Origin of the sequence: Candidatus Poriferisocius sp., assembly GCF_965219815.1 — a bacterium.
Classification (GTDB): Bacteria; Actinomycetota; Acidimicrobiia; order Acidimicrobiales; family Bin134; genus Poriferisocius.
Genome location: NZ_OZ244791.1, coordinates 22823 through 35891, shown reverse-complemented (window position 1 = coordinate 35891; position 13069 = coordinate 22823). Strand labels below are relative to the sequence as shown.

The following is a 13069-nucleotide window of genomic DNA, read 5'->3' as shown; positions in this document are numbered from 1 at the left end:
GCGCGAGTGCCTTACAACTGATTCCCCTTGTCAATAGCTAGTCCATGACCGTCGCTAGCGATGACACCGTCCTCGCGGGCGTCGAAGTCACTAGCAACCAAGTTGAGGTGTCGCATCTGACGTAGTCGAGACCCAGAAAACCCTGGATGATCACCCAGAGAAAGTCGCGGCTCGCCCGCATGATGCAGCGAGTGCTGAGTTGAATCGTGGTCAGGGCACTCCCAATCGGGCTAGCTGGTCGCCGGGTCTAGAAAGGCCAATTCGTAAGTTGCCGCCGCGACGGCCAGAATCTCGTCCCGGTCAGCTTCCAGGATGAAGGCATTGGTGATGGTCTGGTCGAGAGACTGGGTGAACGCCGCGAGGTAGTTGCCGCGGCCTCCGGGGTAGAGCCGGGCCACGGCGTCCGGATCGAGAGCAGCGGTGGTTCCGAATAGGGGAGCGAACCCCTCGCCCCGCTGTCCGAGCCCGGACAGCACTCGGATGGGAGCGTCGACCCAGGGGTTGCGGATGCCACCCTGGGCAATGCCCAGTTCGTCCCGCCGGAAGTCGCGGCCATCTTCGGCTAGGTCGAGCCGGGCAGCATGGGGTGGCGGGGTGCCCTGGCCCACCCATTGATCGAGGCGCTCCAGAGCGGCTTGGGCCACGTAGTGCTGATGAGGTGCGGAGTTGATCGGCTGCTCCACGGTCATGATCACCAGTTCGGTGATCGGTTCGAGCATTCGGGCGAATTCCTCGGGATCGAGCTGGCCTCCGTCGGCGCGTGACGCCACCAGCAGATAGGTGTCGGCGTGAGCCGCCCCGGCAAGCTCCCACACCCGCACTTGGTCGCCGTCGGGCTGTTCGATCTCCCCGTTGCCCAGCACGGTGACATCGGTCTCCGCGCTCAACAGGAGCACCGGCACCCGGGCATCGGATCGGACCTGCTCAGGCCGATCGCGTGCCGGGTCGGGTTGGTCGTCGAGCCGGCGGGACCTGAAGGTGCCGTCTAGCCCCACCCGCACTCCGGCCCGACCGTGGAGGAAGAAGCCGTCGAAGACCTGGACTAAGGGATCCACCATGTTGACGTAGGTGGCCAAGAACGAAGCCGACTGCGACTCCCCCACCGCCAGCACCCGGTTGGCGTCGAGGCCGCCCAACAGGAGCGACCCGTCGAGCCCAAGGGCTTGGCCGACCTGGGAGAACATGTCGAAGGAGAAGGCGTCCCCCGGGTGGGACAGATGGCCGTACCGCTCTTCGTTGAACAGCTTGAGGTGGATGCCAGACGCGAGCCCGCCGCCGTCGATGCCGGCCTTTTGGGCTGAAACCCCCACCCAAGCATCGCCGCGCCGGATGAGATGACGGTGCAGATAGTCCCAATCGGGGGAGGCGTCGATACCGCCGGAGACGTTCAGCCACTCCACCACCACCGTGCCGCTGAAGTTGGCGGACTCGGCTGGGCGCCGCACCAGCAATCTCGTGGTGAAGGGGGCTGATCCATCAGGCTCAGCTTCTCCACGTCCGTCCTGGCGCCATTCGCCAACCGCCCTGTAGGAATGCGCTTCGCCCCTAGCCTCGAATTCGGCCTCGACGTAGCCGAGGCCTTCGAGGTCGTAACTCCGGGGAATCAGCTCCGGTGGGGTGCCAGCGAGTTCCTTGATGCCGAGGGCGCTTGGCTTGGTTACCACAACTTCGCCTTACTCACTCCTGGCCGACGTCGGAGGAGAATTCGTTGGCCACCTCGGGCTCGGGGGACCGCAGCAGGAGCGACTCGATCCCGAAGGTGGGGGCGGCGAACAGCGCATCCATGCAGGCAACCAGGCCGTTGGCCACCTCGTGGGCATTCATGATTCCGGTGCGGAATCCTTGGCGCTGCCAGTGGGGGATGGCCGCCTCGAAGGCTTCGGGGGTGAAGGAATTGGCGAACTCGGTGGGCATGTTCGGCCCGAGAATTACGGTAACGAATCGTCGGGTGCCCAGAAGCTCAGTGCGCCACCCCTCCATGGTCGCTTCCAGGGCCCGTTTGGACGCGGCGTAGGGAACCAGCGAATGGCGGGGCATCTCGGTGGAGTCCGACGACACCGCGGCCACCACCGCATCTTCGCTGAGATGAGGGAGGGCGGCCTTGATCAGCAGGTTCGGCCCAAACGTGTTGACCCCGAACACCGCCTGCCAGTCGGCCTGGTCTAGTTCCGCCATGGGCGCCATGGGCGACATGCCCGAGGTGTAGACGATGCCGTCGAGTCCGCCGAGGGCGCCCACCGCTTCGGCCACCCCTTGGTCGATACTGGCGGGGTCGAGCACGTCGATGGCCACCACATGGCCACCCCCGGCCTCGCCCACCGCCTCTTCGAGCACCTCGCGGCGTCGGGCGGCAAACACGACATCGGCACCTTGGCGCTGAAGGGCGATAGCGGTGGCCCGGCCCAACCCCGACGAGGCGCCAACCACCAGGATCTTGCGTCCTTCTATTGCGTTCATTCGCCACTCCCTAGTGCATCGGCCAGCCATTGTTGCCACAGAGGCCCGTCCCGTTCGGCGGCCTGGGCCCCGTCGGCCCCGTAAAGGTAAAGCCACACCGACGCCCCGGCGTGCTCGCCGTACGATTCCACCGCCACGAAGCCGGTACCCGGCGCGGGTTGGTCGAGCAGCAGGGCGATTCGGTGAGAGGCGGCATCCACCACTGTGCCGGCCAGTGCGGGGACGCCGGCAGCTTGGGGCTCAATGCGCTCGCCGACCCCAGGCGCCGAAGGGATGCCCAAAGCGGCGGTGAGCGCGGCCCAAACCTCGCCAAGCGAGCCAGCCCCCATAGCGGTGGGCAGCACCGGCGCTGCCGTCTGTCCGGCGAAGTGCTCCATGTGCAGCCGCAGGTTGAACATGAACAATTTCCAGCCTTCGACCATGCCGTCGTACTGAGCGTCCCACTCTCCGCCTTGACCGAAGCCGGAATTCACCAACCGCACCGCACACCGGTCGTCGCCCCGAGGCTCAACGGTCCACTCAAACGTCAATCCGTCAACCCCTTCGCCTCCGTCGAAACAGATCCGACGAGGCGGCTCCCACACCGCCACCCGCCCGGGAATCTGCATCTCCGGCCCCGGCCCGAACGAGGCCATCGCCGAGCCGCCCGCCCGCTCTTCCACCGTGTGGGGCACATACCACGAAGAGATCCCCGGCCCGGTAGCCACGGCCCGCCAAACCTCCTCGACCGTCCCCGGCACCTCGACTTCCAGTTCAATCGACCGGCGTTCCTCAGACATGGTGTCCACAGTAGCGGTATGTCGCTGACCAGGGCCGAAGACAAACCGCTTTTTGTGACTACATTAAGGGACTAGTATCTGTGTACTTGATGGGTTCTGCAATGGGAACTACACTGAAATGAATGGAAACTATTGTTATGACTCAATACACACCAGGTTATAGCCACAAAGATCGCACAGTGTCGGCACGGGAGTTCAAAACCCACTGCCTCCAGCTCATTCGCGAGGTCGAGGAAACCGGCGAGGAGATCATCATCACCCGCCATAAGAAGCCCGTCGCCCGGCTCGCCCCCGTAAAGAAGGAGTTCATCCCCTTGAGTGGAAGGGACAAGGGACGGCTCAAGATCTACGGCGACATAGTGGCCTCGGTTTGGGACGACGAGTCATTCGACATGGAGGACAATCCCGACAAAGTCCTCGACCCCGTTGCTTGGTACGAGAGTCATGATAACGATTGACACTCACACACTGATCTGGCTGCGCAATTCTGAGCCACGATTGGGGAACTTGACAAACACGATGTTGAACCGAGCTCAAATTGACGGCGAGTTGGCGGCCTCCTCAGCCGTGCTCTCCGAAGCAGCCCGATTGCATCTAAAAGGCAGGGTTGACTTGGGAATGCCCCCAAGGGCGTGGGCTCAAGACTGCATGGACATAGGCCTTCGCATCATCCCAGTCTCCGCCCATATCGCCATCGAGTCGTCGATGCTGGGCACCTCGGGATTCCACGGAGACCCCTTAGACCGCTTCATCGCCGCAACCGCCATCGTAGGGGGCCACAGCCTGGTTACCGCCGACCGCCAGATCATCCAATGGGCTGAGCGCACCCGCCTCCTAGAAATCATAGACCCGGCCCCTTAGCGGATTCGCTCTGTTCGATCTCAGAATCGACCGTTGGTAGATTTTTGGCGATGGGTTTGAATGAGGCGCAGAGGGGGAGTTGGGAGGAGAACGGGTTCTTCATTGAGAGAGGGTTCGCCGATCGGGTTGTTGCCGACGCCATGGTTGAGCGGATCGTTGAGATTGCCCGGGCCGACGCGGCGGGGGAGCAGCGGCCCGATCTCTACATCACTCCCGACAAGACGAACGAGAATCCCTCTACCCCTGAAGTCGGTGTTTCCAAGATTTTCCGGGTCATGCGGGCCGAGCCGGTGTTCCATGAGTTCGCCACCGATCCTCGGTTGTTGGCGATGATGGGCGATCTCATCGGCCCCGACGTCGACTGCTTCTTGTCGCAGTTCATCTTCAAGCATCCCGGCACCCTCGGCCAGCCCTGGCACCAAGACGACTATTACTTCCGCATGACCCCCCTGCCGCAGGTGGGGGTGTGGCTGGCCTGCACTGCGGCCACCCCAGACAACGGGCCGCTGTGGATCGTCCCTGGTTCCCACACCGAGCCGATCCACGACGCCGTGCCCGACACCCGGGAAGGCGCCGGTTTGGCCTATGTGGAGATTGTCGACATCCCCACCGATGCCCAGCAGGTGGTGCTCATGGAGCCGGGTGATCTGCTGGTGTTCCACTCCCACCTCCGCCACCGGTCCACCGACAATCTCACCGATGGGATGCGGGCGGCCATGGTGTACCACTACGCCGCGGCCCATGCAGAGGGTTGGCGGGCATTCAATCAAGATTGGACTGAAGTGCTGCGAGATGGTCAGCCTGTGCAAGCGTCGACGGAGCCGGTTCCCATCGAGTACTGAGCGAAGGGACCGTCTAACCGGTTGGCGTGCGGCGGGCTCGGGAGGCGAAGGCGGCGGCCACTGCGTCGTAGGCGGGCTTGGGTTGGCCCTCTCGGTCGAACAGCAGGGGGGCTCGATCGGGTCCGAAGTGCTCGTCGACCCAGGAATGGGCGTCGCTCACTCCCCAAAAGGTGATCTCGCGGCACGCTTCCACCGACAAGGCGGCATCGACCAACTCGCCATAGATCCGAGCCTGAACGTCGAGGCGGTCGCTGTCGGTCGGGTGGGCCAGCACGTCCATCTCGGTGACAGCCACCTCCAGGCCCATGTCGGCGTAGGTGTTCACCACCTGGTGGAAGCGCTCGGGGGTGGGGGGCGCGGGGGAGAAGTCGGGGTAGAGCTGATGGCCCTGGACTCCGATGCCATGGAGAGGCAGGTCCCGCTCAACGAGATCAGCCACCATTTGAGCAAAGAGCTCGTGTTTCTCGGGTACGACGTCGTTGTGGGTCTCGTTGATCCACAATTCAATGTTTGGATCGACGTCATGGGCCAGCGTCAGCACTTCGGCCATGTAGTCGTCGCCCAGTAGGGAGCGCCAAACGGAGTCGGCGGGGCGCCCCTCCAGCCAGTGCAGCGGTTCATTGACCACATCCACCCGGGCCACCGACCCGCCCCAGTGGGCAAACAGAACTTCAAGGTGTTCGACGAGGTGACGGCGCAGGGCCGCGGCGTCGTCGCAATCGGTGATGTAGGGCGGCGTGCCCCAATGGGGCCACACCACGGTGTGGCCCCGCACCTGCATCCCATGAGCCTCGGCAAATTGGATCAGGCCGTCGTTGGCAGCCCACTCCCAACGGTGGGGCTCGGGATGGATCCACATCCACTTCATGGCTCGCTCGGCAGTGAGCGAGTTGAACTCTCCGGCCAATAGCGAGCAATAGGCCTCATCCCCGATGTCGAACACGGTTTCGCTGACGGCGGCCCCCACCCGGACACCGCCCGCGGCGGCCAGCTCGCGCAAGCTCATGGTGCCGCCCTCAATCCGAAGGCTCGGGCCACGACCTGCGACCACACGTTGGGATCAGGGGCGGGACGGCCATGGGCTTCCTGCACCCCGACCCCGGACGACAAGGCGTTGATGACGTAGAGCAGCACTTCTGGGTTGTCGAGGTGGCGCAGGGAATCGAGGATCCAGGCGCTGCGAGCGGCGAAGATCTCCTGAACTCCGGCGGCCACGTCGGGATCATGGCGAGCGGCCGCGGCGGCATCGATCTGCAAGAGCCTCAGATCGCGGCTGTCGGGGTTGATGAACTGGACGAAGGCAGTCATCGGCTGCTCAGCCACGGCAGTCATGTCGAACCGGGCATCGCGTTCAGCCAACTGGGTGCGGATCACCTCCACCAAGAGCTGGCCCTTCGACCGGAAGTGGCCGTAAATGGCCCCTTTGGTCACCTCGGCGGCCTTGGCGATGTCGCGCAGCGAGACCGCGGCATAGCCGTGCTCGATGAACACCGCGGCGGCAACCTCCAAGAGCCGGGCCCGGGTGGCCGCGGCCTTGGGGGTGATTGGCGGATCGGCAAAGGCAGAGGTCATGGGTTGGCTCCGGCGTCTGATCGGTCGATGGCCCTGGTGTCGGTGCCGAGGTAGCTGGCCACCACCAGGGGGTTGTCTCGCACCGCGGCCGGCGTCCCATCGGCGATCACCTCTCCGGCGTCCATGCAATAGATGCGATCGCTGATGGACATCACCAGCGGCATGTCGTGCTCGATCAACAGCACCGAGGCATCCAACTCCCGGCGCACTCCGTGCAGCAACGGCACCAGAGCCTCGGCCTCCCGCTGGGCCACTCCGGCGGTGGGCTCGTCGAGGCAGAGCAGCCGGGAACCGCCGGCCACCAGGCAGGCCAACTCGACAATCCGGCGGGTGCCGGTGGACAGCTCGGCCACAAACTTGTCGGCGTAGTCGCCCAGGCCGAAGAAGCCGATCAGGTCGTCAGCCACCCCGATCTGCCGCCGCTCGTGCCGGGAGCCCGATGGCAGGGCTAGGGCGGCGGGCCAGAAGCGGGTGCGGCCCCGCCGTTCCAGCGCAACTTGCACCGTCTCGCGCACGGTGAGGTCGGGGAACAAGGTGGCGGCCTGGAAGGCCCGGCCCAAATGGTGGCGGTGGCGGCGATGGGCCGCCAGCCGGCTCACGTCGGTTCCGTAGATCTCCACTCGGCCACTTGCGGGGATCAGGCCCCCCACCCCGTTCATGAACGAGGTCTTGCCCGCGCCGTTGGTCCCGATAAGCCCCACAATCTCCCCGTGGCCCACTTCGAGGCTCACCTGGCTCACGGCCACCCGGGGGCCGTAGCGCACGGTGAGTTCGCCGGCGGCCAACGCAATGTCCGATGGCGGGTCGGGAATCGATGGTGGCGCGGGGATGTCGCGCCCCCGCACCAGAGGCGCGGGCTTCCTCTGGGCCAGCCAGCTGAAGTACGAGTCTCGAGCCATGTACCAGAGCTGCACGAACCCTCCCGGCGCGTACATCAACAGCACCAGGATTCCCAGGCTGCTGGTCAGCACCGGGATTAGTGCGGAATCGGGCCAGAAGGCGGGGAGCCCGATCACCCACAACGCCCCGAGCACCGGGCCGATCACCGAGCCGATACCGCCGATCACCGCAATGGCCACCACCTTGAACGAAGTGTCCACCGAGAAGAAGGAGAACAGCACGGTGGAATAGAGTCCGGCCAGCAGCGCACCGGCGAACCCGGCCAACCCGCCGCCCAAGGCGAAGGCCAGCACCTTTGATCCGGTGGGCCACACAGTGGCGGCGGCTGCGGCCGACGGGTTTTCCCTGGTGGCCACGATCCGGCGGCCGATACCGGTGCGGCGCAGGTGGGCGGTGAACGCCACCCCCAGCACCAGCCCGATCAGGGCCAGATAGAAGTAGGTTCGCTGGGGGGCGAGATCGATGGGCCCGATATGGGCCCGCTCCAGAAGCGCCGCAGATTGGCTGCCTCCGCTGAGGAACGGCCGGGTGAAGAAGAACTTCTCCGCCGCCACCGCAAACGCCAGGGTGACCACGGCCAGCAACAGGCCTCGGGCCCGGAGCGCGCCGATGCCGATGATCACCGACGCCGCGGCGGCCACAACTGTGCCCCACACCGCAGCCCACAAGAAATGCAGCTCGGGCATGGGCACCACCACATCGAACCCGGCCACCCCGAGTCCGAGATCGTTCCCGCTGACCAGCGCGGTGGTGGTGAGCGCGCCCAGGCCGGCGAAAGCGCCTTGACCCAGCGAGATCTGCCCGCTCCAGCCCACCAGCACCACCAAAGAGAGGGCGGCCAGCGCCATCAGCAATATCTCGCTGTAGCGGAATGTGCGGCTGGCCGTGGTGACGAACACCGGCACCACCGCGGCAATGGCCACCCCAACCGCGGCCAGGACTCGAGAATGGTTGCGAACCCACCAGATTGAGCGCAGCCGGGCCGGAATGGGGCGAATCCGGGGGCTGAATGAGAAGGCGCCGGCCTCGTCGGGAGCGCCTCGCCGGGTGGTGGCCACGATCCCGAGAATCGCCACCAGCAGCAGCACGGCTTCGAATCTCCCCAGATCCAGCGGGTAGTTGACCCTCACCAGGGCCTCGACGATGCCGAGGATGATCCCGGCCGCTACCGCCACACTGAACGACACGAACGAGGCGCACACCGCCACAACCAACACCCGGGTCATGGTGGCGTGACCGGGGCTGGTGGCCACGAACGAGCCGATGGAGTCGGCTTCTTGGAACACCGTGACCAGCCCGGCGAACGCCCCGGTGAGCGCCCACACCACCGTTGACACCCGCCCCGGATGGATCCCGGCCAGACGAGCCCGGTCGGGATCGGCCGCGGTGGCCCGGATGGCCCGACCCCACGCCGACCACCGCACCCAGATGCTCAGCGCCACCACCGCGGCAGCGGAGGCGACGAACAAGACGAACTCGCCTCCCTCGATGCGGATGCCGAACCACTCCAGCTCCCGGTTCCACGGCGTGGGGAAGCGGTGCCGCTTATCGGCCGCCGAGGCCTCGGGCAGGGCGAAGATGAGTGCTTGGGCCAACTGCGCCAGCCCGATGGTGGCCACCAGCAAAATCACCCGGGGGGCGGTGAACAGGCGGCGCACCACGGTCATCTCGGCCAGCCCCAGGAACATGGCCCCAGCCAGCACGGCGAGAACCACCCCGGTCCAATACGGCGCGCCGTAGCGGATCACCAGGTGGGCCATCACCTGGCTGGCCAGCACTCCGGTGGCTCCCACCGCGAAATTGATGATCCGGCTCGACCGGTAGATGAGGATGACCCCGAGGGCCAGAAGGGCGTATGAAAGCCCGTTGACCGCGCCGATGAAGACGAATTGGCGTCCGACCTCGAAGGCGAGGATCACGACGAGTCTTCCGGTTCGGTGCGGTCGTCACCCAAGAACACCGCCCGAGCGATGTCGCCCCGCTCGGCGAGCTCCGCGGTAGGCCCGTCGAAGCGGATCTGCCCTTTCTCGATGAACACCGCCCGATCCGACAGGGCCGCGGCGATGTTGAGCGACTGCTCCACGATGATCATCGTTTGGCCCTCGGCCTTGAGCCGCTCCACGATCTCCAACAGCTCGCCGATCACCGCGGGGGCGAGGCCGAGCGACAGCTCGTCTATCAGCAGCACGTCGGGCTCATGCATCAGCACCATGGCCAGGGCCAGCATCTGCTGCTGCCCGCCGCTGAGTGCACCGGCGGGCTCGTCGAGCCGATCGGCCAACTCGGGGAAGATCTCCAGCACATGGTCGATCCGGGCATTGAGCTGGGCTCGATTGCGCCGCATGGTCCATCCCCCGGTGCGGAGGTTGTCTTCGATGGACAGCGGCAGAAACACCGCTTTGCCCCCGGGGAGCTGCTGGATTCCCATGTCCACCCGGGTTTGGGGCGAGGTGAGGGTGATGTCGCGCCCGTGCAGCGAGACGATGCCGCGTGAAGGCACGGCCAGCCCGCTGATCACCCGCAGGATCGTCGACTTTCCCGCCCCGTTGGTGCCCAGCAGCGCCAAGGTCTCGCCCCGGTCCACATGGAGGTTGACGCCGAACAGCACTTGCACCGGCCCGTAGGAGAAGTCGATGTCCCGCAACCCGACGGCGGGCAACTGGTCGGGATGCGATTTCCGCCGCTCCAGCTCGGCGTGGTCCTTTTCGATCTCGTCCACCACCAGCGACAGGTCGTGGCGGATGTGCCGCGCCCCCCAAATCAATAGCGCGCCACCGATGATCTTGAACGGGATGGCCACGATCAAGATGGCGGTGCGCTCGTCGGTGGCGTCGGACAACAACCCGGCCACGATGGGGCCGAGCACACCGCCGCCCAAGAAGATCACCATGATCGACAAGGCGGTGGACTGGGCCCGCAGCCGGTAGGGGACCACTCCCACCAGAAGCGGCGAGATCATGCCGAAGATCACGACGCTCAACACTGCGGGCACGATGCCCACCGCGGCGAACAGCACGGGATGGGGCATGAAGAACTGGATGGGGATGGCCACCGCAATGGGGAAGAACAGTGCGCCCACCCAAGCCAGCGCCCGCTCCGGGCTTTCGCGGTACAAGGCGTCGTAGCGCTTGGCCGCCCACGGCGCAGCGGCAAAGGCCAGCATCCCGGGGACGAACCCGATCATGGCCCGCTCGAACGGGCTCAGGCCCCACCGGTCATCCAAGAACAGGTTGACCAGGAAGCTCTGCCCGATGATCGAGAACACGATGACGCTGAACGAGATCCACGCCAGCTTCAGCGTCTTGATGGCCATGAGGCGCTGCCAAACCGCCCCCAGCGACACCCGGGGCGGGTCGTCGTCCTCCTCCATTACCTCGCCGATCACCGACTTCTGCTCGAACTGCCCCCGAGGCGGATCGGGAACGAACAAGGCCCAGATCCCCAGGAACAAGGTGGGCCAGGCGAACACCCAGTAGGCCCACCGCCAGTTGTCGTCCACCAGAAGCATGAGGCCGCCCACCAACAGCGGGGCGATTCGCTCACCGCCCCGGCCGAGCACATTCTTTACGGCATAGATCCGGCCCCGAGATGAAATGGGGTAGGCATCGGCGAGTACCGCTCCCTGCACTGGGAAGGTATTCGACGTTCCGATTCCCATGAGCACGCCGACCATGAAGAACCCCAGCGCGGTGGCCTGGAACCCCCGGGTGAACATGGCCAGGCTCCAGAAGATGGTGGCCAGCCCCACCAGCCGCATGCGGTTGACCCGATCGCCCATTTTGCCCATCGGGATGGCGCACAGCGTTGTGGTTATGAGACCGCCGATTCCCATCACCGCCAGCCCGGCATCGGACACATTGAAGCTGTCCTGGATCTCCGGTCCGAGCAGGCTGGGGATGGCCAGTTGGAAGGCATCCACCGCGTCGAGGGTGCCCAGCACGGCCAGCACGCCGACGCCGCCGGTGGCCACTGCCTGTCGCAGCGTGATCGCCTCCTCGCCGACTCCGGGGAGGTCCTCGTCGGCGCGGATCTCTAGCTGATCAGCTTCGGCCGCCTCTCGGGCCGCCTCCTCGTCGAGCAGCGCCCGGCTGAAGTCGGCGAAGCTGCGGCGGTCGCCCGACGAGTCGGTCATCTAGTGCTGTGTGGTCACGGGGTCAGGTCGACAGGGTCGCCGAGGCCGACGAGTTCGCCGTCCTCATCGGCATCGCCGTCGAACTGCACAAACCGCATGGTGTCGTTGCCGTTGTACTTGCCCGGCCCGAACGACAAGAACGGGATCTCCGGCAGCGATGCCTGGGAGAGCGAGTCGAGTCCGGCTTGGAAGGAGTCGTTGGTGAGCTCCGGCCCGGCCGCAGTGGCGATCTGCACGAACAGCGACAGATCGCGGCACGCCAACACGGTGTAGTTCCAGTAGTTGGGGTCTTCCTCGCTGTTCTCCACTCCCGGACCAGGTCGCTCGAAGCGTTCGTCGGGAAGCGCGGCCATCACCACATCGAGGCACTTCTGGGTCTCGGCATCCACCGAATCGGAGGGCAGATTGAGTCGGTCGGCTGTGGCGATGGTGCCGTCCAGCGCCATCGGGTCGATGCCCGAGGAGGTTGCGGTGGTGAAGTTGGTGGAGTCGACCGCGGCCATCTGAATTCCCAAGTCGCCGTAGGTGACGAGGCCGGTGGCCGCGGCCCCAAATATCACCATGCGGTCGATGCCGGCGTCGGCCACCTGCTGTTGCATGATCTCGGTCTGGCTCTCCATGGCATCGTCGTCGAGCACGAGGTCGTCGATGTTCATGGTGACGGCAATCTCTACCCCGACGTCGGCAAAGGCTGCTTTCACAACATCCTCAACCCGGTCTTGAGATTCGGACCCGTCATAATGGACGCCCACCGCGGTAGCGCCGTCGAACCACCCTCGTCGGGCCAGTTCGGTGATGAACACCTCCTCCCCGGCCGTCCCCGAGAGCCTGAAGCTGGCCAGGGGGGCTCTAGCCCGTTCCAAAAGCTCTCCTCTGGCGTTTACCTGGGAACCCACGTTGATGGTCTCGTGCTGTTCCGACACGCAGTAGTTGGCGTCGCCCCGCAGTCCGCCCAGCACGGCGAACACCTCGTGATCCTCGGTGAGTGTGATGCAGGCGGCCAGCATCTCGTTGGGAAGGGCCGGGTTGAATCCGGCGATGTACGGCTCCAACGACCGGCCGTAGATGCCACCTTCGGCATTGACCGCGCCGGTAAGGGCGTCCCACACCGGTTCGGGGTCGCCGAAGAAGCCGAAGCCGAACAAGGAGACGTCCCAGAAGCCGACACCGATCCGGATGGTGTCCTCGGTGACGCCCCGGAAGCTGGCGGTGAGCACGATCGGCGTGGGCTCGGGGGTGGGTTCCGGCGCCGGCTCAGAGGGCTCGCCGTCGCTGGCTGGCTCTTCGGGGGCTTCCGCGGCCGGTTCGGGCTCGTCGTCTTCTGCCGCTGGCTCGCTGGGGGCTTCTTCGGCCGACTCGTCCGGTTCGGCTGCTGGCTCTTCGGCTGCCGCAGTCGGGGCCTCCTCAACCGCGGGCTCGTCCTCGCCGCCGTCCCCGGTGGTGCAGGCGGTGGCGAACACCGCCAGCGCCAGTAGCAGTGCCATCAACGTCCGTCGGTATCCCATCGCTTTCCCCCTGATCCCGTC

11 protein-coding genes are annotated in these 13069 nt (G+C 65.6%); 3 read left to right on the top strand and 8 right to left on the bottom strand.

Going from position 1 to position 13069, the window contains the following annotated elements; genetic code table 11:
* Window positions 1-230 precede the first annotated feature (230 nt).
* From ACOQPI_RS00155 to ACOQPI_RS00145, 3 genes are read right to left on the bottom strand one after another with little or no spacing between them, the layout of a single operon-like run.
* On the bottom strand, window positions 231-1664 hold the full coding sequence (locus ACOQPI_RS00155) for an alpha/beta hydrolase domain-containing protein (RefSeq protein ID WP_420617708.1): 1434 nt from the start codon (window positions 1662-1664) through the stop codon (window positions 231-233).
* A 13-nt stretch (window positions 1665-1677) separates the two neighbouring features.
* A complete protein-coding gene (locus tag ACOQPI_RS00150; protein ID WP_420617707.1) occupies window positions 1678-2457 on the bottom strand; it encodes an SDR family oxidoreductase in 780 nt (259 codons plus the stop codon).
* Window positions 2454-3236: an SRPBCC family protein gene (locus tag ACOQPI_RS00145; protein WP_420617706.1), complete on the bottom strand. Its 783-nt coding sequence runs from the start codon at window positions 3234-3236 to the stop codon at window positions 2454-2456. Before ACOQPI_RS00145 ends, ACOQPI_RS00150 begins: the two co-directional genes overlap by 4 nt.
* Before the next feature lie 179 nt (window positions 3237-3415).
* On the opposite strand from ACOQPI_RS00145, the gene ACOQPI_RS00140 reads away from it, so the two are divergent.
* Genes ACOQPI_RS00140 through ACOQPI_RS00130 form a run of 3 tightly spaced genes read left to right on the top strand, consistent with a single transcriptional unit; the run spans window position 3416 to window position 4939 of the window.
* On the top strand, window positions 3416-3694 hold the full coding sequence (locus ACOQPI_RS00140) for a type II toxin-antitoxin system Phd/YefM family antitoxin (protein WP_420617705.1): 279 nt from the start codon (window positions 3416-3418) through the stop codon (window positions 3692-3694).
* A complete protein-coding gene (locus ACOQPI_RS00135; protein ID WP_420617704.1) occupies window positions 3681-4097 on the top strand; it encodes a type II toxin-antitoxin system VapC family toxin in 417 nt (138 codons plus the stop codon). Before ACOQPI_RS00140 ends, ACOQPI_RS00135 begins: the two co-directional genes overlap by 14 nt.
* Window positions 4098-4147: 50 nt before the next feature.
* Window positions 4148-4939 (top strand): phytanoyl-CoA dioxygenase family protein, encoded by a 792-nt coding sequence (locus ACOQPI_RS00130; protein WP_420617703.1) that lies wholly within the window; start codon window positions 4148-4150, stop codon window positions 4937-4939.
* A gap of 13 nt (window positions 4940-4952) precedes the next feature.
* Here the strand turns inward: ACOQPI_RS00130 and ACOQPI_RS00125 are convergent, their stop codons facing one another.
* From ACOQPI_RS00125 to ACOQPI_RS00105, 5 genes are read right to left on the bottom strand one after another with little or no spacing between them, the layout of a single operon-like run.
* Complete coding sequence (locus ACOQPI_RS00125) at window positions 4953-5945, bottom strand: endo-1,4-beta-xylanase (protein WP_420617702.1); 993 nt, start codon at window positions 5943-5945, stop codon at window positions 4953-4955.
* Window positions 5942-6511 carry a TetR/AcrR family transcriptional regulator gene (locus ACOQPI_RS00120; protein ID WP_420617701.1) on the bottom strand — a complete coding sequence of 190 codons (570 nt, stop codon included), beginning with the start codon at window positions 6509-6511 and terminating at the stop codon, window positions 5942-5944. Before ACOQPI_RS00120 ends, ACOQPI_RS00125 begins: the two co-directional genes overlap by 4 nt.
* Window positions 6508-9330: an ABC transporter permease subunit gene (locus ACOQPI_RS00115; RefSeq protein WP_420617700.1), complete on the bottom strand. Its 2823-nt coding sequence runs from the start codon at window positions 9328-9330 to the stop codon at window positions 6508-6510. The genes ACOQPI_RS00120 and ACOQPI_RS00115 overlap by 4 nt, the downstream gene beginning before the upstream one ends.
* A complete protein-coding gene (locus tag ACOQPI_RS00110) occupies window positions 9327-11543 on the bottom strand; it encodes an ATP-binding protein (RefSeq protein ID WP_420617699.1) in 2217 nt (738 codons plus the stop codon). The genes ACOQPI_RS00115 and ACOQPI_RS00110 overlap by 4 nt, the downstream gene beginning before the upstream one ends.
* Before the next feature lie 14 nt (window positions 11544-11557).
* Complete coding sequence (locus tag ACOQPI_RS00105; RefSeq protein ID WP_420617698.1) at window positions 11558-13048, bottom strand: hypothetical protein; 1491 nt, start codon at window positions 13046-13048, stop codon at window positions 11558-11560.
* Window positions 13049-13069 lie beyond the last annotated feature (21 nt).

Bases quoted from the DNA above. Each gene is read 5' to 3' on its own strand.
- ACOQPI_RS00150 (WP_420617707.1), bottom strand. From the start codon at position 2,457: ATGAACGCAATAGAAGGACGCAAGATCCTGGTGGTTGGCGCCTCGTCG.
- ACOQPI_RS00145 (WP_420617706.1), bottom strand. From the start codon at position 3,236: ATGTCTGAGGAACGCCGGTCGATTGAACTGGAAGTCGAGGTGCCGGGG.
- ACOQPI_RS00135 (WP_420617704.1), top strand. From the start codon at position 3,681: ATGATAACGATTGACACTCACACACTGATCTGGCTGCGCAATTCTGAG.
- ACOQPI_RS00130 (WP_420617703.1), top strand. From the start codon at position 4,148: ATGGGTTTGAATGAGGCGCAGAGGGGGAGTTGGGAGGAGAACGGGTTC.
- ACOQPI_RS00125 (WP_420617702.1), bottom strand. From the start codon at position 5,945: ATGAGCTTGCGCGAGCTGGCCGCCGCGGGCGGTGTCCGGGTGGGGGCC.
- ACOQPI_RS00120 (WP_420617701.1), bottom strand. From the start codon at position 6,511: ATGACCTCTGCCTTTGCCGATCCGCCAATCACCCCCAAGGCCGCGGCC.
- ACOQPI_RS00110 (WP_420617699.1), bottom strand. From the start codon at position 11,543: ATGACCGACTCGTCGGGCGACCGCCGCAGCTTCGCCGACTTCAGCCGG.
- ACOQPI_RS00105 (WP_420617698.1), bottom strand. From the start codon at position 13,048: ATGGGATACCGACGGACGTTGATGGCACTGCTACTGGCGCTGGCGGTG.